Consider the following 22,707-nt stretch of genomic DNA (forward strand, 5'->3'; position numbering starts at 1 on the left):
AATGGATCAACCAAGAAATTTTCCAAAAGTAGCGAGCGATATGTTTTTCGTTCAAGGGATATGGGCGTCAGGCTTCTTGGGAATTATGTTAATTATTCAAATCATAAAAACGGTTATGTCTTCAATAAATGGAAATGAAGTGAATACTTATTTTGTCGCTACTTTTATAGCTTCAAATATATTCATGCTGGTTATAGGAATCATTTCAGCCTATGGTTTTATACCTCATTTTGTAAGCAATGGTGTAACAAGAAAGGATTACTTCATCGGTACCATTTTTGGAACGATTGGGCTAGCGCTCTCCATACCAATAGTAAGTGCTATTATTACAAGCATATCTAAACTAATCATTAACCTTTTGAACTTGCAAGTTACTATCGGTTCTTTTGAGAATCGGGTTACTGAGTCGGATGATCATATTATTGCAGATTTAGTAACTTCAGTTATTTTCTCGCCTTATATTGAGCTGAGCTCGAGTTGGTTATTGGCAATTCTAGTTTTTGCTTTAAATATTTTTACTTATTATGTAGCTGGTTGGTTAATTGGGGCTGCATTTAGTAGGCTGGGTATTATCGGTGGAATTTTGTCTATTATCATAGGTTTTATAGTGATTCAAACCGAGGATATCTTATTATCCACAAGTTTAGGATTGAATGTTCCGAGTTTTGCTCTGACAATTGAATTACCGTCTATAGTCTCTATTATGGTGATCTTAATCATCATTGCTTTATGTTTGTGGATCATACGTCAACTGACAAAAAGAATGCGAGTAAAATTCTAAAAGAATACCTAACTTTAGAAAGAATTTCATATTTTATTGTAAACTATCCAAATTGGGTAGTTTCTTTTTTTCTACGGATACTAAGGAAGCGCTGCATCAGGGATACACCAAATTAAAGTATTTTAGTTTAATTGTATTTTCTAAAAAGAGTAAATTTGTTTGTAACATTATTTCCAATTTGAAGTCGAATACATAAAGGGGGATGGCACCATGAAACTAAAACTGCTCATTGTTTTAGTTTTAATGTTTCCTTTTGTTGTTCATTTTTCAACGACCTCAAGCTTTGCATGTTCCTGTATACAACCTGGAACAGCAGTTGAGGAAATGGATAGAAGCGACTTTGTTTACTCAGGTAAGGTACTCGAGATTACGGATACGAAGGCAGGTTCAAATGTACAATCTTCAGCGGATTTACTTGAAATACATTTTGAAGTTTCAACTAGTTGGAAGGGTGCAAACGAAACAGAAGCTCTTGTGTATACTGAGCGCGATTCCGCAAGCTGTGGATTTAATTTTAAAGTTGATGAAGAATATTTAGTGTATGGAAATGTCCAGGACGGAAAGAAATCAGTAAATCTTTGCTCAAAGACAACGCTATTAGCTAACGCAAAAGAAGATTTGGTAGCGTTAGGGGAGGGACAAAAGCCTACAGAGCTGGTTGATCTCGGGGAAAAAGCAGACGGTGTAGAACATGAACACTCAGCTGCTGAAGAACACCCAATGGCTATGACAATAACGATTTTTGCATTCGTTGTACTTGTGATTATTATTTTTAGTTATGCAATCGTAAAGAAGAATAGTCAAAGATAAACAGAAAAGGGAGCTCCAAATCAAAATGACCTTTACAAAGGGTACATTTTGGATTGGGGCTACCTTTTATTGTAGATAATTAGTTACTATACTAATATTCTGTTAAATTTAATATTCAATATACTTATTTTATATTCGGAATTGCTTCACCAGCTGGTTTAATTGTTCGGCATTCGAAGCAAGTTCATCCGCATTGGAAGAGACTTGTTCCATGGAAGAGGCCACTTCCTCGACAGTAGCAGCTGCTTCTTCAGAGCTTGCAGCAGATTGCTCCGAAACGCTTGCAATCGTTTCGATAGAAGTATCTATACTATGTGTTTGCTGTGAAATATTCTCCAAGTTTGTAGCAACCGTTTGAATATTTGTTACCATTTCAGTAATCGCCATCGATATTTTTTCAAATGTTTCTTTTGATAGATTCGTTTGTTCTGAGCCTTTTACTACCTCGTTATAGCCAGACATTAAAGAAGTTGTAACCTCATTAGTTTCGTTTTGGATGCTCGTTACAATTGTTGAGATGCTTGAAACAGATAGGGAGACTTGTTCCGCCAATTTTTTTACTTCATCTGCAACAACTGCAAAGCTTTTACCATGTTCTCCTGCCCTTGCTGCTTCAATCGCAGCGTTTAAAGCTAGCAAGTTAGTTTGATCTGCAATGTCTGTAATTACTTTTACAAGATTCGTAATTTGTTTTGATTGCTCGTTTAGATTTTCTACTTTAGCTACAGCAGTTTTAACAATGGTATTAATTTTCTCAATTTGTGAAGTAGTCTCTGTCATCAGCTGGCGACCATTATCTGTCATATCACGTACAACCGCTGAATGCTGATAAACCTTCTGACTGTTATTATTTGCTTCATTAATTTGACCTGCAAAGGATGTCATTACACTTCTAAGTTCCATCGTACTGGAAGCTTGTTCTTCAGTTCCATCCGCTATTTGTGCAACAGTAGCTGCTGTTTGATGTGTTCCTTCAGAAACTTCAAAAGCTGATAATTTTAAGTTCATACTGCTATTCTCGACATTAGAAGATACTAGCTGTATTTGCCCAATAATCGACTTTAGTTGTTCCGTCATATTATTTGTAGATTCCGCTAATTTTCCAAATTCATCTTTTGTTGATATAGGCAAGGGCTCAAGATCCAATTGTCCAGCTGTAATTTTATTCATTTGTTTCATTAATCGAACAACCGGTTTAGAGACCATGGAAGAAAGGAAGATTTGGGTTGCAATTGCAACTATGATAATGATCAGAGACATAACAATGAGTAATAATTTAGCGTTTTCTGTATCATCAATCATCATTTGCCCGATTTCAATTATTTGATTTTCAGTTTGTTGTGCAACTGCTTCAAACTGTCCACGAATAGCTTCAACATCGGAATCTCTCATTGTAATATTAAATCTAGCGTCCTCAATATTTCCGGCATCAAATTCTGCAAATACTCGTTCTTCAATAAATTTATGCCAATTTTCTGCAGTAAAGGCTGCATTTTGTATTAAACCGAAATGAGCACTATTTTTAATAATATCCATGCTTTCATTTGTTTGTGTACTATATTCATAGTACATATCCTTATAGGATTCATCTCCTTTTAAGACATAAGCGCGGGCTGCAGATGCACGGACATTTATAGATTCTGCAAGTGCATTCTCGGCATTCAATAGTACTAGTTTTTCTTCTATTATCTCCTTGGAAGAATTCATTAAAGAGGTATTAATTATGTACGATAAAACACCATAAATAACTGTAAACAAGACAACTAAAGCAAAACTAACTAAGATTTTTTTGCGAATTGTATCTAATTTGAATAGTTTGAATATATCCTTCACGCTAACTCTCCTTTCATTCCCCTAAAATCCAAAATATAAAAGATTACCACTACTTTATAACTATTATCATAACATAAAATCGTTGCATAATATCCATGACTAAAGGACCTCTTTATATTTTTAATCTAAATAATGGATGAAAATTAATAAATAAAAATTCTTAGCATTCAATATGAACTTGTTAGGAATTTGTGAATTTATGTTTGAATTTAAATTTTAGTATAGCTTAATTCTCTAAAATGTGACATACTATAAAAAGTTTTGATAGTTAATACTTTCTAAAGTAGAACATAATTATGATTATATCTATTTACTTCACCTAAATATGAGGAGAAATAGATATTGAAATTGAATAAAACGTTTCAATTAAGCTATTAGTATGGAAATAGTAAATTTATCTGCATAAATGTGGAACCGATTACATACCATGTTTTTATTTTTTCAGTATTATGTAACCGATACCACATCAAATCATTTATTGAAAGCGAGAAATCGATGGCTACAATTAGTGAAGTTGCAAAATTAGCTGAAGTATCTGTTGCTACGGTATCTAGATATTTAAATAATAGTGGGTATGTAGGGGCGAAATCACGGGAGGCAATTGAATCTGCCATCCAACAATTAAATTATGTTCCCAGTGAAGTGGCACGTTCTCTCTCTACAAAACAGTCGGATATAATTGGACTGATTATCCCGGATATAAAAAACCCATTCTTTCCTGAATTAGCTAGAGCAGTAGAAGATACAGCCTTTGAATATGGTTATACCGTTATACTATGTAATTCAGATGAGAGTGCGGACAAAGAAAAACACTACTTACAAAAGCTCACAAAAAAATATGTGGCAGGCATTATATTAACTTCGATTATCGAACAAGAAACTCATTGGCAGGATGTTAAGTTGCCAATTGTTGCATTGGATAGACCCTTGAATTGGAATATTCCAAGTGTAACAACAAATAATCAAAAAGGTGCAAGCCTTGCAACGGATTATTTAATTCGATGTGGAGCAAAAAATCTATTATGTATTAGTGGACCAAAAAATTTTGTCTCTTCCCAAACTAGGGTAGACGGTTTTAAATCGGCTAGTAAATGTCGAGAAGTTAAAACTGAAATTATTGAAAGTCCATATGATTTTGAAATAGCAGAAAAGATTGTCTTTGATTATTTACAGAAGAACCCTTCCATTGATGGAATATTTGCTTGTAGTGATGCTTCTGCACTAGGAGCCTTAAAGGCAGCACATAGATTGCAGATCCGAATTCCTGAAGAACTACAGATTGTAGGATTTGATGGCATACAAATCGGAAACATTGTTACCCCGAGTTTAACGACGGTTGCACAAAATATCTATCAACTTGGGCAAACTGCAGCAAAGTTACTAATTAAACAAATCGAAGGAAAAAAATTAGAACAAGAAGCTGTCTGTATCGATCCAGAGCTCATAATTAGGGAAACAACACGAAAGGAATGAATCGAATGATTACTGTAATTGGCAGTATTAATATGGATATAGCTATTCGTACAGATATTTTTCCGAAACAAGGTGAAACGGTGCTTGGAAACTTATTTACAACGATTCCAGGAGGTAAAGGGGCAAATCAAGCAGTAGCCGCAGCAAGGCTTGGTAGTCAAGTTCAAATGATTGGTGCAGTAGGACAAGACGCATTTGGAAACGAGCTTTACGCCAATTTGAAAAATGAAAAAGTCCATGTAGCCGGGATTACCAAAACAAGCAATTCTACAGGGATAGCCAATATACTATTACACAATAATGATAATCGAATTATTGTAGTACCTGGTTCGAACTTTGATGTGGACCAACAAATGATCGATCAAAACATGGATTTTATTAAACAAAGCTCAATAGTGATGCTGCAGCTAGAAATTCCAGCAGAAACAATCGAATATGTTTTGGACGTTTGTGAAAAATTGTCAATTCCAGTTTTGTTAAATCCAGCTCCGGCAGCAAATTACAAACGTGAGTGGATTGAGAAAGTAACTTACTTAACGCCAAATGAAACAGAATGTGAAGAGATTTTCGGGACAGATTACGAAACGGTCTTAAAAAAATACCCAAATAAAATCATCGTGACACTAGGTGGAGATGGGGCTGCCTACTACGATGGAAACAAAATTGTAAAGGTTCCAGGGTTTAAAACAAAGGCAGTGGATACCACAGGTGCTGGAGATACCTTTAATGGTGCTTTTGCCCACGCAATTACGACAGGAAAATCGATTGAAAAGTCTGTTGAATTTGCTAATATTGCCGCCTCTCTTTCAGTTGAGAAATTTGGTGCCCAAGGAGGCATGCCACAAATTGAAAAAGTGAATGCTCGTTTGGAGGACATGAAATGAAAAAACATGGAATTTTAAATAGGGAATTAGCAGGACGTTTTGCAAAATTAGGTCATACTGATCGAATTGTGATTGCAGACTGTGGTTTACCAATACCAGAAGGTGTTCCGTGCATTGACCTCGCCTACAAACTTGGAGAACCATCATTTCTTTCAATCTTAGAAGTAGTCTTGGATGATTTAGTTGTAGAATCAGCAGTCGTAGCAAAAGAGGTTGCAACAAAGAATGAAAAAATTGCTGATAGTTTAAATGAGAATTTATCCAATCTTACCATTGTCACACATGAAGAATTTAAAGAGCTAACAAAAGAAACAAAGTTAATTATTCGTACAGGTGAAACTACGCCATATGCGAATGTGATATTACAATGCGGTGTAATTTTTTAGAAACTATAAAAGTAGGTGAAATTGCATGATTCAAATGTCAGGCATATCTAAAGCATTTAATGGAAACGTCGTGTTAGAAAATGTTCAATTTGAATTAGCTAATGGTGAAATCCATGCCCTTATGGGTGAAAATGGTGCAGGTAAATCTACGATGATGAAAATACTAAGCGGTATCTACTCAAAGGATGCTGGAGAAATCAAAGTAGATGGACAGAATGTACAATTTAAAACACCCAAGGATGCAGAAAAACTTGGTATCGTTGTAATTCATCAGGAATTAAATATGCTACCCGATTTAACAGTGGCACAAAATTTATTCCTAGGTAAAGAACTTACATACGGAAAGACAGGCATCTTGAAAAATCGTCAAATGGAAAAGGAAGCAGCACAGTTACTTTCTAAACTAGGACTGGATATTAACCCGCGAACTCGAACAGGAGATTTATCGGTTGGTAAACAGCAAATCATAGAGATTGCCAAAGCCATTGCAAGTGATGCGAAATATATTGTCATGGATGAGCCCACAGCTGCTTTAACGGATCGAGAAATCGAAACATTATTTACAACAGTGAATGAGCTAAAAGCAAAAGGGATTTCATTTGTGTATATTTCACACCGGATGGAAGAAATATTTGCAATCTGTGATCGCATAACGATTTTACGAGATGGTCAATACGTAGGTGTACGAAATATACCGGAGACAAATTTTGATGAGATCGTCGCGATGATGGTTGGTCGTGAGCTTGGGGAACGTTTCCCAGAGAGAAGTTGTACAATTGGCGAAACCAAACTAGAGGTGCGAAACCTTGCAGTTAACGGGTTATTCCAAGATGTTTCCTTCAAGATTAAAAAGGGGGAGGTCCTTGGGGTAGCTGGATTGATGGGGGCTGGACGTACTGAAGTGGCTCAAGCAATTTTTGGCTATCGAAAGTTAAGTAAAGGTGAGATTTTCATAGATGGCAAAAAAACTAGTATTAAAACCCCAATAGATGCCATGAGGAATGGAATTGGTTTTGTCACAGAAGACCGCAAAACCCAAGGGTTGGTTCTTGATTTCTCTATCAAAGACAATATTGCATTAGCCAATCTTGAAAAGTGCTCTGCTTCTGGAGTTATGAAGAAAGAACATGAAAACAGTATGGTAGCAAAGTATATTGAGGACTTAAAGATACGAACTTCAGGTCCCGAGCAAAGTGCAAAATCTCTAAGTGGTGGGAATCAACAAAAGGTTGTAATTGCTAAATGGCTTGGAACAGAGCCGGAGATATTAATTTTGGATGAACCAACACGTGGAGTAGATATTGGTGCTAAAAAAGAGATCTATTATATTATCAATCAACTTGCTGAAGCCGGTGTGGCGATTTTGATGATTTCTTCAGAATTACCTGAAGTAATCGGAATGGCAGATCGTGTGATTGTTATGCAAGAAGGAAAATTAACAGGTGAAGTAAATAAAGAAAATATGACACAAGAAGTCATTATGCAATACGCAACAGGGGGAGAAAAAGTTGTCCAATCATAAATCAAAAGAATTAATATCTAAACTTGGGCCGCTATTTGGTTTAATTCTACTAATTATCGTTGTTTCAATCTTAAATCCAAGTTTTTTATCAATCGCAAATATCTTTAATGTTCTACGTCAAGTTTCCATTAGTGCTATTATTGCATTCGGTATGACGTTTGTTATCTTAACAGGTGGAATTGATTTGTCAGTCGGTTCAACCTTGGCCTTGACTGGTGCTATCGCAGCAAGTTTACTTGCAAGTGGAATGGATCCATTCTTAACAATGGGCATTGCGTTAATAATCGGTTTGATTTTAGGTGCAATCAATGGCGTAATCATAACAAAAGGTAAGGTAGCTCCATTTATTGCTACACTTGCAACGATGACAATTTATCGTGGATTGACTTTAGTTTATACAGATGGTCGGCCGATTTCTGATTTAGGAAACCATTATTCATTCCAATTATTTGGGAAAGGGTACTTTTTAGGATTCCCTGTACCTGTTGTCACAATGGTTATTGCTTTTATCGTGTTATATTTCATTTTACAAAAAACAACATTTGGTCGTCGTGTTTATGCAGTTGGTGGAAATGAAGAAGCAGCAAAACTCTCAGGCATTAACACAGATCGTGTAAAAATTGCTGTTTATGCAATTACAGGATTATTGGCTTCACTTGCAGCATTAATTTTAACTTCTCGTTTGAATTCAGCTCAACCTACAGCAGGGCAATCTTATGAATTAGATGCAATCGCGGCTGTTGTTTTAGGTGGTACAAGCCTGAACGGCGGTAAAGGTTGGATTTTCGGAACATTAATAGGTGCGTTGATTATTGGTGTTTTAAATAACGGTATGAACTTGATAGGTGTTTCTTCCTTCTGGCAACAGGTTGTAAAAGGAATCGTCATTCTAATCGCTGTCTTAATGGATCGTAAAAAAACTGCTTAAGGAGTACAAAACATGAAAAAGCTTATTTTACTATTTGTAGCACTGGTCACACTAGTTCTTTCTGCATGTTCAATGGAATCTCCATTTTTAGAAAATGCAAAAGAAAATGCTGCAAATGAACAAGTGTCATATAAAATTGGTTTCTCAATCTCTACATTAAATAATCCTTTCTTTGTTACCTTAAGTGATGGGGCAAAAGCAAACGCAGATGAGCAAGGAGCAGAAATTTCGATAGTAGATGCACAGGATGATGCTTCTAAACAAGCATCAGACGTAGAGGATTTAATCCAACAGGGTGTGGATTTAATCTTGATTAACCCAGTTGACTCCGCAGCAGTTGGATCTGCTGTTGAATCGGCCAATGCAGCAGGAATTCCTGTAATTACGGTTGACCGTTCAGCTGAAAGTGGAGAAGTTATTTCCCATATTGCATCAGATAATGTAGCAGGTGGTGTTTTAGCCGGAGACTACTTACTAGAATTATTAGGCGAAGGTGCAAAAGTTGCTATGCTTGAGGGAATCGCTGGTTCATCGGCAGCTCGCGATCGTGGTGAAGGATTCTTAACGGCAGTAGAAGGAAAAGTAGATTTAGTTTCAAGCTTAACAGCAAACTTTGATCGAGGAGAAGGCTTAACAGTAATGGAAAACATGCTTCAGGCAAATCCTGAGATTCAAGGTGTGTTTGCACAAAATGACGAAATGGCGTTAGGTGCTTTAGAAGCAATTGAAGCTAGCGGCAAAGACATCAAGGTCATTGGATTTGATGCTACAGATGATGCACTTGCCAAAGTAGAAGAAGGAAAGCTTGCAGCGACGGTTGCTCAAAAACCAGAAGAAATTGGGAAGGCAGCTATCGAAACGGCCATTGCCTACTTAAATGGTGAAGCTGTAGAGGAATTTGTTCCCGTGGAGTTAGAGCTAGTAAAATAAATTTAAAACTGCAGTTTCAATTGTATTAGACAATGTGAGCTGCAGTTTTTTTATTTTAGTTAGCTTCGAAATTGGATTTTTCCTTTCGAACCTTTTTCTTTTTCAGTAAATAACTGATCAAGGGACATCAACCTGCTTCCTGCAAATAAAAGATAAAGTGACATTGCGATAAGGGCTACATTAAATTCAAACCCATTCAAGAATCCCTGTTCAAACTTCACAAAAACGATAGCCCCTACCATCAGCGCAGTAAGCAGAAACGAAACAAATCGAACGGAAAAGCCGATGATCAAAAAGAATCCGCCAAGTACTTCAATGCCAGCCACCCCAAATCCAGCAATTTCAGCATATGGAATACCATACTCATTAAATCTTGTAATCGTTTCAGAAATCCCTTCTTTAAACTTCACAAATCCATGTAACAAAAAAATTCCCCCTAACACAATCCTTAGAACCAAACCACCTACTTCATTCTTATACATTACTTAAGCTCCCCTCTAAACTTCTTTTTACTATCATATTGTGGCTAGTCCAATATAATTCTTGTTCCAATTAAATAGTTTTGGAGGATGGGAGAGGGAGGGAATGGGTAAATACGGTTCGTAAAAAGCGTGAATGCGCACATGAAGGAGTTGAATCCCCCATAAACTCAGAAAATCCGCACGGAAAAATTAATCCCGCCCTTCATTCCGAAATTCGCATGTTCACTTTTTTATCTATATAATAGAAACAATAGGAGTGATAAAAATGATTAATCAACTGAAAGAAACTGTTCAAGAAATTTATAACCAATTTGATGCGAGTCATGATTTCCAACATATTGAGAGGGTACTCCAAAATGCAGAAAGCATCCTTGAGACAGAGCCAGAGGCAGACAGAGAAATTGTCGAAATTGCTGTACTTTTACATGATGTGAGTGATAAGAAATATACTGATTCCAAAGAAAATGAAGACGCTTTATTAAATGCGTTAAACCTATCAGATCATCAAAAACAACATATTAAGCAGATCATTGAAAGTGTATCGTTCAACGGGGGAAATGAAGTAGCTGCAAAATCAATTGAGGCTAAAATAGTTCGAGATGCTGATCGGTTAGATGCAATCGGAGCAGTGGGAATTGCCCGTACATTTGCATATGGTGGAGCAAAGGGGCGTAAACTATATGATGATGCAGAAGAAGTTCGCATACATATGTCAGAAGAAGATTATCGTTCAAAAAGTACAGCTTCAGTCACGCATTTCTATGAAAAATTACTTTTGTTAAAAGACTTAATGACGACGGAAAAAGGGAAGCAAATGGCTGAAGAACGACACACATTTATGGAAAGTTTTTTGGACCAATTGAAGGATGAAAGGGAAGGTAGAGCTTAAGATATGGAGTAGTTTTATCGTATTCCGTTACATGACTTAATCAATGGGTAATATACATTTAGAATATCCTTGTTAAAGGAATAAATTAACCCTAAATGGAGCAGATAGCCTTCTCCATTTAGGGTTATTCAATAGTTTGATTTTTTAGTTGTTATTTAACATAACCATGTGATTTTCATAAAATCTAGAGGTCCAATTTATATAATTTACTTGGCCGACCTTTTGCTCTCGTCACATTATTTGAAACAGGTGAAGCGTAATTAAATTCTTCCAGACGTTTTAAAATTCTGCTTGCTGTACGAACAGAAATAGACAAATGAACACTCAATTCTTCGGCTGTTAAAGACTCCTTTTTTAATTTGTAAACCAATCCATAAATTTTCTGTAAATGAAGTAATGAAAGATTCGTATTCTTAGCAATTTCTTCTAATTTATCGTTATCAAAATCTTTCATGGCAATGGATGTATCGCCATCCAACGGCCCGATCAGATGATTTTCTTTTGTTAGAATATAGGATTCGGTTAGAGAACCCGTACAATAGGTTGCAGCTTTCTCAGCCTGGATTCTTGCCTCTTGCAATGTTTTGCCAATTCCCCATCCGATTTTTACCTTGAAAGAAAGTTGTTCCCTTAAAAACTCAGCTAAAGAGCACTTTTGTTGATTATTTGTAATCAACAAAAAGTCACTATAATTTGTAATTAATTCATAGTGAATTGCACTTCTATATGTAATTAACGATGTCCCTAATTTTCGATTGAAATCTAATATTGATTTATAGAGGGCAATTTGTCGATATTCGATTTCCGCTGGATCATTTTGAGACATTGAAAATTCTAGATATCCTGCGACAACTTGGCTATTCATTAAATTGACTACTTCAATCTCTTTCATAATCTCCAATATAGTGATCTGCATGCTGTCGAAAGTAGGGGTAACAAGAATAGGCTGGATATTGTCATCTTCAAAATACGTATAAAGATTTGTCAACCGTGTAAGTGAAAAACGGATTCTTTGCTCCTCCCATAGTTTTGCATGGGCCTCATATACAACTTCATAAGCATTAGGTAGGCCAAAAACGTCAATGCTATCTCCAAGAATATATGGGAAATCTTCCGGTAATAGTATGTCTTTTAAGCTTAAATAATTGTTCTCTTTATAAAGAAAATCAATTATACAATGCTTGAAGGAAAAATCCGGATACTTATATTGAATCTCTGCTATTTTATAATAAAAATCTCGTTCGGTAATATCAAAAAATGCACAAGGAATTGTCGAAAAATATTCATTTAATTGTTTCTGAATATGTAGATATGGAATTTGACCACTGAAAATGACTCCATCATATGTTTTTACCTTCTCAAGAAACAGTTTCTCTAAATGACTTAAATCATCGTAAATATAAATTTGTAGATTGATATTATCAATTTTGATATTTTCACATTTTTTTACCCAACGATACGAATAAATAGTTGAAAAGACGCATATTTTATACATTTAAAACCCTCCTTATTTACTATTGTGGAAATTTTCAAACTTTTTTAATATTTATTTTAAGACATTGTAATAAATTGTCCGAAAATAATAAAGGGGGAAATAAAGATTATGAAAAATAATCCTGAGATTGAAGTTACAAATAATGGCGCCTTCAACAAATTTCTAAATACTGTCGAAAAAATTGGAAATAAGTTGCCTCATCCATTTATGCTCTTCTTGTATCTTACACTTATTCTAGTAGTAATTTCATTTATTTTAGGTACGATGCATGCTTCTGTTATCCATCCTAATACAGGTGAGACGATAACAGTTAATAATTTGCTGTCAAAAGATGGAATTCGCTATATTTTAGCAAATACTTTGACAAACTTTACTGGTTTTGCACCGCTAGGTTTAGTATTAACAATGATGCTTGGTATCGGTTTATCTGAGCGAGTAGGTCTATTTTCTGCATTAATGACAAAAGCAATTGTTAAAACACCAAAACGCATTGTGACATTTATGGTCGTATTCATTGGTATTTTAGGTAACATTGCTTCCGATGCAGCATTTGTAGTAATTCCTCCTTTAGCTGCTTTGGTATTTTTATCTTTAGGAAGACATCCGCTTGCCGGTTTGGCTGCTGGCCTTGCCGGTGCTGGTATTGGCTTTACAGCGAATATTTTAGTAGCAGGTACGGATGCGTTATTGTCAGGTATTTCAACTGAAATCGCCAAAACGATTGATCCAAATATGGTAGTTTCACCACTGGATAACTGGTTCTTTATGAGTGCTTCAACGTTTTTATTGGCTTTTTTAGGAGCAATCGTTACGGATAAAATCGTGGAACCACGTTTAGGACCATATAAAGGCGAGAAGAAAGCAGATTTACATGAACTAACGCCTTTAGAAAATCGAGCTTTACGCAACACAGGAATTGCATCACTGCTCTTTTTAGGCCTGATTTTAGTTTTAATGTTTATTCCAAATTCACCATTACTAAATGATGATGGTACAATTTTACGTTCGCCATTTTTATCTGGTATCGTACCGATTCTATTTGCTTTCTTCCTACTAGCAGGTATTACATATGGTGTGTCAGTTAAGAAGATTACTAAAGTAGCTGACGTACCAAATATTATGGCTGAGGCAATCCGTGATTTAGCAAGTTACATCGTACTAATCTTCATCATTGGTCAATTTATTGGTTACTTTAACTGGACAAACATCGCGACATGGATGGCTGTACACTTAGCCGATATTTTAACTGCAATTAAATTAACAAATGTTTTTGCGGTTGTTTTATTCACTTTACTTGTAGCTGTTCTAAGTTTATTTATCATTAGTGGGTCTGCTCTATGGTCGCTTGTTGCACCTATTTTCGTTCCGACATTCATGTTATTAGGCTACCATCCTGCCTTTATTCAATTGGCATATCGCATTGGAGAATCGTCTACAAATATGGTAACACCACTAAATCAGTATTTCGCGATAATCTTAGGCTTCATGTTAATCTACAACAAAAAAGCTGGAATCGGAACGCTGATGTCGTTGATGATTCCGTACACAATCGTATTTTTAATATCATGGATCTTGTTGATGCTAGTATTTGTAATGTTTAATATTCCGATTGGTCCAGGTGTTCACCACTTATTAAATTAGGAGATGAGTTAGATGAACTTTTTAAAGGTTGATGAGAATTATTTACAAGTTTTAGCAGAATGGAGAAGAGATTTTCATCAATTTCCAGAACCAGGTTGGTTAGAGTTTCGGACTTCTGCTATTATAGCTGAAAAACTTGATGCTTGGGGTTATGACGTTTTTGTAGGAAATGAAATTGTAGATGGGGTTTCCCTAGGAGTACCCAATAAAGAGTTGGCAGAAGATTTTTATAATAAAGCAGTGGCTAGTAATGTCTCATCCAAATGGTTAGAAAAAATGGAAGCAGGAAAAACAGGGGTAATAGGAATTTTAGATACAGGAGTTGAAGGACCTACTATTGGCTATAGAGTGGATATCGATGCATTACCAATCTTAGAGTCGTCTTCAGAAAACCATGTACCCCAAAAATTGAATTTCCGTTCTCGATATGATGGGTTCATGCATGCATGCGGTCATGATAGCCACGCTACTATTGGATTAGGGTTAGCGGAGCAGCTAATGAAAGTTAAGGATAAGCTCTGTGGAAAAATTATACTCATTTTCCAACCGGCCGAAGAAGGAGTTAGAGGTGGCAGTGCTATTGTTTCATCTCCTCTATTAGATAACATAGATTATTTATTTGCACTTCACATAGGAACTGGTGTCCCAAAAGGTACCTTTGTTGCTGGAGTAGATGGATTTTTAGCAACTTCCAAATTTGATGTAACGATAAGAGGAGTTGCCGCTCATTCTGGTATCAATGCAGAAAAAGGGAAAAATGCACTTTTGGCAAGTGCTCAAGCTGTTCTTGCATTACATAGTCTTCCTCCGCACAGTGAAGGGGTAGTCCGTGTTAATGTAGGTACTTTAGAAGCGGGTAGTGGCCGCAATATTATACCTTCAATAGCAAAAATGCAATTGGAAATTCGTGGTGAAACAACAGATATTAATGATTTCTATGAAAAGCAGGTAGAACAAATCTTCAATGGAATTGGCACAATGTATGGTGTTCAAATTGAACTAGATAAAGTTGGATATGCTCTAAACATTCCTTCAGATCACCAATTAGCTAGAATTTTAAAAGATACAGCTGAACTTCAACAATCTGTTAATGAAATAATTGAATATAAAAATTTTAAAGCAGGCTCTGAGGATGCAACATTCCTAATGCAAAAGGTACAGCAGCAAGGTGGCTTAGCATGCTATTCCATTATTGGGACAAACTTAGCCGCAGGTCATCATCATGAAGAGTTTGATATTGAAGAAGAGGATATGCTTTCAGCTCTGGAAATCTGGTTAAATGTGCCATTCAGAATCTATGAGGAGATGAAAGTTAATGACTAGTAAGTTAGAAGAAATTGAGCGTATATATAATCAGTATGAAAAAGAGATTATAAAACTTGCTGATCAAATTTGGGAGATTCCAGAAACAAGATTTAGAGAATTTGAGTCAGTAAAGATCCTTACAGCGTTCTTAAATGAAATCGGATTTGAAATTGAAATGGGTATAGGTGGTATCGCTACCGCGTTTGTAGCAAAATACGGAAATAAGGGTCCAGTTATAGGTATTTTAGGGGAATATGATGCACTACCAGGTTTAAGTCAACAAGCAGGAAGTGAAGTTCGAGAAGCTCTTGTTGATGGCGGAAATGGTCATGGATGTGGTCATAATCTCTTAGGGACAGCTGGAATCGGGGCGGTTACCCTTCTAAAAGATTTAATTGATAAAGGTGAAATAGAAGGAAGAATCCATTACTATGGATGTCCTGCTGAAGAAGGCGGTTCAGGGAAGACGTTTATGGTACGGGAAGGCGTATTTGAGGAAGTTGATGTCGCACTAACATGGCATCCGAATTCCTTTACAAGTGTATTCAATTATTCATCTCTGGCAAACTATCAAGTATATTTTGAGTTTGAAGGAATTGCATCACATGCAGCCAACTCACCTCATTTAGGAAGAAGTGCGCTTGATGCCGTTGAACTAATGAATGTTGGCGTAAATTACTTACGCGAACATATTTCTAGTAATGCTAGAGTCCATTATGCAGTGACGAATTCAGGGGGAATATCACCTAATGTCGTTCAAGCAAATGCGGAAGTTTTGTATCTAATCCGAGCAACAACAATCAAAGAAGTCGATGAAATTTATAATCGTATTGTAAAAATTGCACAAGGCGCTGCCCTAATGACTGAAACAAAAGTAAAAGTAAAATTTGATAAAGCATGTTCAAATTATATTCCAAATGATACCATTAACAAAATTATACACGATAAATTACAGTTAGTTGGAATACCAACTTATAATAATGAAGAACTTGAATATGCAAAGAAGATGGCTAAAACGCTTAGCCCTGCAGAGTATTCAAGTGCCCTACAGGAGATTAAATCGATTGCAGAAGATAGCAAGTTAGAAAAGTTATATGAAACGGACTACCCATTTTATCCTGAAGTGGTATCCTATCAAAAATCATCACTTACAATGGCAGGATCAACGGATGTTGCTGATGTGAGCTGGGTTGTACCAACTTCACAATTCTTTACAACTTGTTTTGTACTAGGCACACCGCTGCATAGCTGGCAGCTTGTTTCACAGGGGAAAACAGGATTAGCCCATAAAGGCATGATTTATGCAAGTAAAGTGTTAGCTTTAACGGCTATCGAACTATTACAAAATCCAGAATTGATAGTTCAAGCAAAAAATGAGTTGCGTGAACAAACACAGGGTGAATACGTTAACCCGATACCAAAAGAAATCGTACCAAATATGTATGGGTAATTTTCGCTTAAATCACTCCTAGAAATTCAATCTTATCTAGGTAGCAAGGAAATTATATTGAAATCTTACAGACATAATGATTGGAAGAGATGTTATTTTCATCTCTTTCAATCATTTTTTATTTTAATCTAGTAGTTAGTAGGCATGGTTTCTAATAAAGACAGCGACAAAAATTATTTTCATCAATTTAAACTTATTTTGTTAAAGAAATCCTTAAACTCTAGCGCAAGCAAACCCAGTTTAATGCTTTATTTTGAAATATCCTTTATAATTAGATTTATATAAAGCCCTTGGTATTATTGATGTTGTAAATTAATTAGGATTTTTTTCAAGATACCAAACTTACAACAGCTAAAAAATGAAAGAGATGGAATTTAATGAGTCATTTAATCGTATCAAATTTAACTAAAACCGTTGGCGATAAAACGCTATTTGAAAAAATTGAGTTTACTATTTATGAGGGGGAACGTGCCGGGTTAATCGGCATTAATGGGACAGGAAAGTCAACGCTGCTATCGATTTTAGCCGGACTTCAGGATGCAGATACGGTTGAATTGGATCATCCGAACAAATATCGCATTTCCCACCTGCCCCAGGAGCCTAAGTTTAATGAAGGGGAAACTGTTTTACAGGCAGTGTTCTCAGGGGATTCACCGATTCTTCAGCTAAACAGACAATATGAGGATACATTAACGGAGCTAGCGAAAAATCCTGAATCGGAAGAGCTCCAAAATAAGTTATTCCGTCTACAGCAGCAAATGGATAATGATAAGGCTTGGGATGTCAATGCACTTGCAAAACAAGCTCTCACTAAATTGGGCATTGATATGTTTGAACGCCAAGTAACGAGTCTATCTGGCGGGCAACAAAAGCGAGTTGCATTAGCTAAAGTACTAATTGAACCAGCTGATCTTTATCTTCTGGATGAGCCGACAAACCATTTGGATGTCCAATCTACTGAATGGTTACAGGAAATGGTGATGCGCTTAAAAGGGGCAGTTATTTTCATTACCCATGATCGTTATTTCTTAGATGAGCTTTCAACCCATATCTTTGAGCTTGCCGATCAAACGCTCTATCGTCATACAGGAAACTACGCAGATTATCTGGAGTCACGTGCATTGCGTGAAGAGATGAAGGCAGCTACTCAAGACAAATTGCGAAATCGCTATCGATCTGAGCTAAAATGGATTCGCCGTGGAGCAAAAGCCCGTACGACCAAACAAAAAGCAAGAATTGATCGCTTCGATGAATTAGATTCAAAAATAGAACGTGGTTCAAAGGATACTAACCTTGAATTGTCTCTTTCTACATCACGTCTTGGTAAAAATGTTATTGAGGGAGAGCGACTTTCAAAAGCGTATAGCGAACGTGTAATTCTAAGAGACTTTAACTTCTTGCTGCAGCAAGGGGATCGTATTGGGATTATTGGAGCCAATGGTTATGGAAAGTCTACTCTATTAAATATACTTGCTGGAGAGCTCACACCGGATGCTGGAGAAGTTATTGTTGGTTCTACAGTCAAACGAGCACACTTTAAACAAGTAATACCTGCCATGAATGAAAACGAACGCATTATTGAATATATTCGTGAAGCTTCCAATGACATAACGGATGCAGAAGGTGTTCGGTATTCTGCTGCACAGATGCTGGAAAGATTTTTATTCCCTCTACATAGTCATGGTACACCGATTGGGAAGTTATCAGGTGGGGAGAGAAAACGACTTCATTTATTGCGTTTACTGATGGAGCAGCCGAATGTCTTATTATTGGACGAGCCAACAAATGACTTGGATATTGAAACTCTAGGGGTTCTTGAAGACTTTATTGAGCATTTCCCGGGGGTTATTCTAACGATTTCCCATGACCGTTTCTTCTTGGATCGAATCGCAAAAAAGCTTTGGATTTTAGATGGCCAAGGGAATGTTGAGGAAAGCCTTGATATTTATAGCGATTATTTAGAGAAGCAGCAGCAAAATAAGAAAGAGGAAGCTAAAGAGGTAAAGGTTGAAAAACCAAAACCTCAAAAAGTGAAAACTGAAAAGAAAAAGCTTTCATTCAAAGAACAAAAAGAATGGGAAACGATTTCAGATACGATTGCAAAAGTGGAAGAAGAAATTGAAATCACGGAAAAAGGCATTTCATCGGCTGGAGCAGATTATACTATGCTCCAACAACTAACTGAAAAACTAGATGAATTAAATAAAGAATATGAGCTGTTAATAGAAAGATGGACGTATTTAGACGACATCGTGAATGGATAGGAGAGATAGTATGAAAATCGTAACAATCGAGCCAACGCCAAGTCCGAATTCGATGAAAGTTGTGGTAGACGAAGAACTTCCTTTTGGAAAAGCATTTAATTATACAAGAGAAAATGCTGAAGGTGCTTCTGAACAAATTAAGGCCATTTTAGAGATTGAAGGGGTAAAAGGCGTTTACCATGTAGCTGACTTTTTAGCAGTTGAACGAAATGCAAAGTTTCAATGGGAACCAATTCTTGCAAGTGTAGGAGTGGCATTAGGTGAGAACGGTGAGGCGTCTACTCAAGAAGTGCAAGCGGACGACCATTTTGGAGAAGTGTTTGTTCACGTTCAGATGTTTAGAGGTCTTCCACTTCAAGTAAAAGTATTTGATTCAGCGATCGAACATCGTGTTTCTGCGGGGGAGCGTTATGTACAAGCCTTCCAATCAATCGAAGTCGATAAATTCGATGATAATTATCTGCTGGAACGCAAATGGGTTGATTTCGGTGTGCGATATGGTGAAAAAAAAGATATTGCAAATGAAATTATTGAAGAAATTAATGCAACATATCCGGAAGAACGTGTAGCGCAAATTATTGAAGCAGCAAGTAAAAAAAATACTGTAACTTTAGAAAGAACAAAAGTAACGTTAGAGCAATACCTTGAAGCTGACGACTGGCAAAAACGTTATCAATTATTAGATCAACTGCCAGATCCGGAGGTGGACGATCTGCCTTTATTTGAAAAAGCGTTAGAAGAAGATCAAATGTCATTACGACGTCTAGCAACAGTTTACTTAGGTATGATTGAAGACGTGGCAGTTGTACCTTATTTAGCCCGCGCATTGAAAGATAAAAGTTCTGCGGTGCGTCGTACAGCAGGCGATTGCATGAGTGACTTAGGATTAGTTGAGTTTGAACCATATATGATTGAAGCATTATCTGATAAAAACAAACTAGTTCGTTGGCGTGCAGCAATGTACTTATTCGAAACAGGGACGGAAAAGTGTCTACCAGCATTACACCAAGCTGAAGATGACAAAGAATTCGAAGTAAAGCTCCAAGTGAAAATGGCCATCGCCCGCATCGAACAAGGTGAAGAAGCAAAAGGCTCCGTTTGGAAGCAAATGACTGAAAGATAATATGGAGAACAGGTGAGGAAAAGTTGAATTTTCTTCACCTTTTTTTGTGAGGATGTAGGAAGTGTGGAGTAGGAGTTACTCCAATCGTGTTGCTAAACAGAAAGTAATTATTCGAGATGCGTTTCATAAGGGTGATGAAACGCGTTCCGAAGAGAAAAACAGCACGAGCTGCGATTTACGAGGGTGATGAATCGTGTTCTGAAGCAGAAAGTAAACCAAGATGCGTTTCATGAGAGTGATGAAACGCGTTGTGAAGCAGAAAGTAAACCAAGATGCGTTTCATGAGGGTGATGAAACGCGTTGTGAAGCGAAAAGTAAACCGAAATGCGTTTCATAGGAGTGATGAAACGCGTTATGAAGAGAAAAACAGCACGAGCTGCGTGTCATAATGGCAAGAATCATGTTTAGAACAAACAAAACAGCTAAAATACCCTTCACTCAAAAAGGCATTTATCAACCATCTCCAGTCAACTGTTTCCTTGGTCGAACCGTATAATAAATGCTGCCAAAGATTAATAGAATCCCTAAAGCTTGTAACAATGTTGGACTAAATGACAAGATGACAATATCCAGTAAAATAGCGACAACAGGATCGACAAAAGTAAGAACGGATACTAAAAATGTAGGAAGACTCCGAACGCTATCAAAAAATAGGTAGTAGACAAAACCGGTATGTATTAATCCTGTCCCCACGATATATATCCAATTAGATGTTGATAAACCATTAAAAACAGTGAAATCACAAAATGGTAACAGCATCAGGATTCCTATTGCAGTTTGGATAAAGGTCATTGAATAAGGAGATAAGTTTTGAATCGTTTTACTTGTTATCATGGTTAGTGCATAACAAAGTGCTGAAAGTAAAGCCCAAATCAAGCCTGAATCCATCATTTGATCAATCGATTGGAAGCTATCAATTCCGACGATTAAAATACTGCCGATGAAACAAACAATAGTCGCAAGAAGTCCTTGAACTGTCATTTTTTCTTTTAAGAAAAGAGTTCCTAATAGCAGCACAAAGATTGGAGCTAAGTTATAAATGGAAATGGTGATGGAGATGGACATCTCTTCAAAGGCCTTAAATAAAAACACCCAATTTAATACCAGAAAAACGCCGCAAAGACACGTTTGTAGAACTTCTTTTTTATTCCAGGATTCGGCTTTATGGCCGCCAGTAACAAACCACATTCCACTTAAAAAAAGTGTGGCAAAAATACATCGTATAAACACAAGTTCAACAGCGGGTACCCCGGTATGAATTGTAAAAAAACCAATAGAGCCAAAAATCGCCATTGCGACAGATAGTTTAACAATAGCTGCAAGATTCATAAAATTTCCTACTTTCACAATTATTATCTTATTTAAATATAGCAAACTATCACATGAAATTTAAGAGAGTAAAAAAGGTACCTTGAAAAGCCAATATGCCTTTTAAGGTAACCATTATTTAATTTGAAGCTATTGTATTTAATGTTTTATCCCGTTGTTCTTCAGTTTGCTGTTTTCCATTGAGAAGTAAAACGCCGATATCATAGCCATTTTGATTCTCTTCAACAACAAACTGTAAATTTATATCGCTCTTTTTATTTTCAACTTCGCATGTTCCTTTGAATTCAACAACATTATGATTTTTTTGAGTTTTGAAATATACCCATTTACTTTCCGTACAATTGTTAGCGAATGCTTGATCAAATGAAACATCAGATTCGTTATAAGGGGATTCTTTTATGTATGTAATATACTCATTATCTGTTATTTCCTCCTGTGGACCGTAAAAATACCAAAATATTGCTATAATAGCGATAGGTACAATCCATAATATTGTTCTCTTGGATACGTTTTGCATAACAAATCTCTCCCTCTACTTTGTAAAAACATTATAGCAATCTATGTATTATATTTCTATAAAAGGTTAAGAATTTCTTTTTCAAGTCAGATTCTTAATGATAAGTAGATAGAGCAAAAGAGTGGAATTTTATAATTTCGATTAAAGAAAGGACTTACTGATGAGCTATAAGTATAGAGTATTCAATTCCATGCCTGAATCGAATATATTAAAAGAAATATTGAAACTTCATAAAATTGTTTTTGGGTCTACTGGTGATTTGGTTTATAAAATGTCGAGTAAACCTCAATTATTGATTATTACGGCTATGGATGGAGAAAAGGTCATCGGATACAAAATTGGGTATGCAATTAATGAGGATAAGTTCTATAGTTGGTTAGGTGGAGTGGATAACAATTATAGAAAACAAGGGATTGCATCAAAATTGATGGAAAAACAACATCAACTTCTAAGAAATAAAGGTTATAGTGTTGTACAAACAAAGTCGATGAACAAATGGAGAAGTATGCTGATTTTGAATATTAAAAGTGGGTTTGATATCGTTGAGACGTATAAAGACGAAAAAGAACTGCATAAAATTATTCTTGAGAAGTACCTATAATAAATAAACTTAAATAATCCATTCTTTGTTGAAATGTACTCATATTGAAAATGAAGATGACTCT

Annotated in this window: 20 protein-coding genes; 15 read left to right on the forward strand and 5 right to left on the reverse strand. The window is 36.1% G+C overall.

What is annotated here, in order from left to right; all coding sequences use genetic code 11:
• Window position 1 precedes the first annotated feature (1 nt).
• Together C1N55_RS08680 and C1N55_RS08685 are read left to right on the forward strand one after the other, a co-directional pair.
• A complete protein-coding gene (locus tag C1N55_RS08680; protein WP_137728452.1) occupies window positions 2-781 on the forward strand; it encodes a hypothetical protein in 780 nt (259 codons plus the stop codon).
• Between the two features lie 210 nt (window positions 782-991).
• Window positions 992-1,591, forward strand: a complete 600-nt coding sequence (locus tag C1N55_RS08685) for a hypothetical protein (RefSeq protein ID WP_137728453.1) — start codon at window positions 992-994, stop codon at window positions 1,589-1,591.
• A gap of 129 nt (window positions 1,592-1,720) precedes the next feature.
• Here C1N55_RS08685 and C1N55_RS08690 read toward each other — a convergent pair whose 3' ends face one another.
• On the reverse strand, window positions 1,721-3,424 hold the full coding sequence (locus C1N55_RS08690; RefSeq protein ID WP_137728454.1) for a methyl-accepting chemotaxis protein: 1,704 nt from the start codon (window positions 3,422-3,424) through the stop codon (window positions 1,721-1,723).
• Between the two features lie 495 nt (window positions 3,425-3,919).
• On the opposite strand from C1N55_RS08690, the gene C1N55_RS08695 reads away from it, so the two are divergent.
• From C1N55_RS08695 to rbsB, 6 genes are read left to right on the forward strand one after another with little or no spacing between them, the layout of a single operon-like run.
• Window positions 3,920-4,897 carry a LacI family DNA-binding transcriptional regulator gene (locus tag C1N55_RS08695; RefSeq protein ID WP_137728455.1) on the forward strand — a complete coding sequence of 326 codons (978 nt, stop codon included), beginning with the start codon at window positions 3,920-3,922 and terminating at the stop codon, window positions 4,895-4,897.
• Between the two features lie 5 nt (window positions 4,898-4,902).
• Complete coding sequence (gene rbsK / locus C1N55_RS08700; RefSeq protein WP_137728456.1) at window positions 4,903-5,781, forward strand: ribokinase; 879 nt, start codon at window positions 4,903-4,905, stop codon at window positions 5,779-5,781.
• Entirely contained in the window at window positions 5,778-6,167 is a 390-nt protein-coding gene (gene rbsD / locus C1N55_RS08705; protein ID WP_137728457.1) for a D-ribose pyranase, read from the forward strand. Before rbsK ends, rbsD begins: the two co-directional genes overlap by 4 nt.
• 25 nt (window positions 6,168-6,192) lie before the next feature.
• Complete coding sequence (locus C1N55_RS08710) at window positions 6,193-7,689, forward strand: sugar ABC transporter ATP-binding protein (RefSeq protein WP_137728458.1); 1,497 nt, start codon at window positions 6,193-6,195, stop codon at window positions 7,687-7,689.
• 13 nt (window positions 7,690-7,702) lie between these two features.
• Window positions 7,703-8,617: a ribose ABC transporter permease gene (gene rbsC / locus C1N55_RS08715; RefSeq protein WP_370452617.1), complete on the forward strand. Its 915-nt coding sequence runs from the start codon at window positions 7,703-7,705 to the stop codon at window positions 8,615-8,617.
• Window positions 8,618-8,629: 12 nt separating this feature from the next.
• Complete coding sequence (gene rbsB, locus C1N55_RS08720) at window positions 8,630-9,547, forward strand: ribose ABC transporter substrate-binding protein RbsB (RefSeq protein ID WP_137728460.1); 918 nt, start codon at window positions 8,630-8,632, stop codon at window positions 9,545-9,547.
• Between the two features lie 59 nt (window positions 9,548-9,606).
• Here the strand turns inward: rbsB and C1N55_RS08725 are convergent, their stop codons facing one another.
• Window positions 9,607-10,029, reverse strand: coding sequence for a DoxX family protein (locus C1N55_RS08725; protein ID WP_137728461.1), 423 nt, complete (start codon window positions 10,027-10,029; stop codon window positions 9,607-9,609).
• Between the two features lie 265 nt (window positions 10,030-10,294).
• Here C1N55_RS08725 and C1N55_RS08730 point away from each other — a divergent pair, with 265 nt between their 5' ends.
• Window positions 10,295-10,918 carry an HD domain-containing protein gene (locus C1N55_RS08730; RefSeq protein WP_137728462.1) on the forward strand — a complete coding sequence of 208 codons (624 nt, stop codon included), beginning with the start codon at window positions 10,295-10,297 and terminating at the stop codon, window positions 10,916-10,918.
• A gap of 184 nt (window positions 10,919-11,102) precedes the next feature.
• Here C1N55_RS08730 and C1N55_RS08735 read toward each other — a convergent pair whose 3' ends face one another.
• On the reverse strand, window positions 11,103-12,413 hold the full coding sequence (locus C1N55_RS08735; protein ID WP_137728463.1) for a winged helix-turn-helix domain-containing protein: 1,311 nt from the start codon (window positions 12,411-12,413) through the stop codon (window positions 11,103-11,105).
• A 108-nt stretch (window positions 12,414-12,521) separates the two neighbouring features.
• Here C1N55_RS08735 and C1N55_RS08740 point away from each other — a divergent pair, with 108 nt between their 5' ends.
• The 5 genes from C1N55_RS08740 (at window position 12,522) to C1N55_RS08760 (ending at window position 20,196) form a co-directional block, all read left to right on the forward strand.
• Window positions 12,522-14,054: an AbgT family transporter gene (locus C1N55_RS08740; RefSeq protein ID WP_137728464.1), complete on the forward strand. Its 1,533-nt coding sequence runs from the start codon at window positions 12,522-12,524 to the stop codon at window positions 14,052-14,054.
• A gap of 12 nt (window positions 14,055-14,066) precedes the next feature.
• Window positions 14,067-15,377: an amidohydrolase gene (locus tag C1N55_RS08745; RefSeq protein ID WP_137728465.1), complete on the forward strand. Its 1,311-nt coding sequence runs from the start codon at window positions 14,067-14,069 to the stop codon at window positions 15,375-15,377.
• Window positions 15,370-16,809 carry a M20 family metallopeptidase gene (locus C1N55_RS08750; protein ID WP_137728466.1) on the forward strand — a complete coding sequence of 480 codons (1,440 nt, stop codon included), beginning with the start codon at window positions 15,370-15,372 and terminating at the stop codon, window positions 16,807-16,809. Before C1N55_RS08745 ends, C1N55_RS08750 begins: the two co-directional genes overlap by 8 nt.
• A 377-nt stretch (window positions 16,810-17,186) precedes the next feature.
• Window positions 17,187-19,073 carry an ABC-F family ATP-binding cassette domain-containing protein gene (locus tag C1N55_RS08755; RefSeq protein WP_137728467.1) on the forward strand — a complete coding sequence of 629 codons (1,887 nt, stop codon included), beginning with the start codon at window positions 17,187-17,189 and terminating at the stop codon, window positions 19,071-19,073.
• 10 nt (window positions 19,074-19,083) lie between these two features.
• Window positions 19,084-20,196, forward strand: coding sequence for a conserved virulence factor C family protein (locus C1N55_RS08760; protein WP_137728468.1), 1,113 nt, complete (start codon window positions 19,084-19,086; stop codon window positions 20,194-20,196).
• A 453-nt stretch (window positions 20,197-20,649) separates the two neighbouring features.
• Here C1N55_RS08760 and C1N55_RS08765 read toward each other — a convergent pair whose 3' ends face one another.
• Together C1N55_RS08765 and C1N55_RS08770 are read right to left on the reverse strand one after the other, a co-directional pair.
• Window positions 20,650-21,525: a DMT family transporter gene (locus C1N55_RS08765; RefSeq protein ID WP_137728469.1), complete on the reverse strand. Its 876-nt coding sequence runs from the start codon at window positions 21,523-21,525 to the stop codon at window positions 20,650-20,652.
• A gap of 118 nt (window positions 21,526-21,643) precedes the next feature.
• On the reverse strand, window positions 21,644-22,042 hold the full coding sequence (locus C1N55_RS08770; protein ID WP_137728470.1) for a glucosamine 6-phosphate synthetase: 399 nt from the start codon (window positions 22,040-22,042) through the stop codon (window positions 21,644-21,646).
• A 160-nt stretch (window positions 22,043-22,202) separates the two neighbouring features.
• Here C1N55_RS08770 and C1N55_RS08775 point away from each other — a divergent pair, with 160 nt between their 5' ends.
• Window positions 22,203-22,643 carry a GNAT family N-acetyltransferase gene (locus C1N55_RS08775; RefSeq protein ID WP_240758414.1) on the forward strand — a complete coding sequence of 147 codons (441 nt, stop codon included), beginning with the start codon at window positions 22,203-22,205 and terminating at the stop codon, window positions 22,641-22,643.
• The last annotated feature ends 64 nt before the right edge of the window (window positions 22,644-22,707 follow it).

Source organism: Lysinibacillus sp. SGAir0095, from assembly GCF_005491425.1.
In the GTDB taxonomy this organism is placed as follows: Bacteria; Bacillota; Bacilli; order Bacillales_A; family Planococcaceae; genus Ureibacillus.

Bases quoted from the DNA above. Each gene is read 5' to 3' on its own strand.
- C1N55_RS08770 (WP_137728470.1), bottom strand. From the start codon at position 22,042: ATGCAAAACGTATCCAAGAGAACAATATTATGGATTGTACCTATCGCT.
- C1N55_RS08765 (WP_137728469.1), bottom strand. From the start codon at position 21,525: ATGAATCTTGCAGCTATTGTTAAACTATCTGTCGCAATGGCGATTTTT.
- rbsB (WP_137728460.1), top strand. From the start codon at position 8,630: ATGAAAAAGCTTATTTTACTATTTGTAGCACTGGTCACACTAGTTCTT.
- C1N55_RS08750 (WP_137728466.1), top strand. From the start codon at position 15,370: ATGACTAGTAAGTTAGAAGAAATTGAGCGTATATATAATCAGTATGAA.
- C1N55_RS08730 (WP_137728462.1), top strand. From the start codon at position 10,295: ATGATTAATCAACTGAAAGAAACTGTTCAAGAAATTTATAACCAATTT.
- rbsD (WP_137728457.1), top strand. From the start codon at position 5,778: ATGAAAAAACATGGAATTTTAAATAGGGAATTAGCAGGACGTTTTGCA.
- C1N55_RS08740 (WP_137728464.1), top strand. From the start codon at position 12,522: ATGAAAAATAATCCTGAGATTGAAGTTACAAATAATGGCGCCTTCAAC.
- C1N55_RS08680 (WP_137728452.1), top strand. From the start codon at position 2: ATGGATCAACCAAGAAATTTTCCAAAAGTAGCGAGCGATATGTTTTTC.
- C1N55_RS08745 (WP_137728465.1), top strand. From the start codon at position 14,067: ATGAACTTTTTAAAGGTTGATGAGAATTATTTACAAGTTTTAGCAGAA.
- C1N55_RS08775 (WP_240758414.1), top strand. From the start codon at position 22,203: ATGAGCTATAAGTATAGAGTATTCAATTCCATGCCTGAATCGAATATA.
- C1N55_RS08760 (WP_137728468.1), top strand. From the start codon at position 19,084: ATGAAAATCGTAACAATCGAGCCAACGCCAAGTCCGAATTCGATGAAA.
- C1N55_RS08710 (WP_137728458.1), top strand. From the start codon at position 6,193: ATGATTCAAATGTCAGGCATATCTAAAGCATTTAATGGAAACGTCGTG.
- rbsK (WP_137728456.1), top strand. From the start codon at position 4,903: ATGATTACTGTAATTGGCAGTATTAATATGGATATAGCTATTCGTACA.
- C1N55_RS08725 (WP_137728461.1), bottom strand. From the start codon at position 10,029: ATGTATAAGAATGAAGTAGGTGGTTTGGTTCTAAGGATTGTGTTAGGG.
- C1N55_RS08755 (WP_137728467.1), top strand. From the start codon at position 17,187: ATGAGTCATTTAATCGTATCAAATTTAACTAAAACCGTTGGCGATAAA.
- C1N55_RS08695 (WP_137728455.1), top strand. From the start codon at position 3,920: ATGGCTACAATTAGTGAAGTTGCAAAATTAGCTGAAGTATCTGTTGCT.
- C1N55_RS08685 (WP_137728453.1), top strand. From the start codon at position 992: ATGAAACTAAAACTGCTCATTGTTTTAGTTTTAATGTTTCCTTTTGTT.
- C1N55_RS08735 (WP_137728463.1), bottom strand. From the start codon at position 12,413: ATGTATAAAATATGCGTCTTTTCAACTATTTATTCGTATCGTTGGGTA.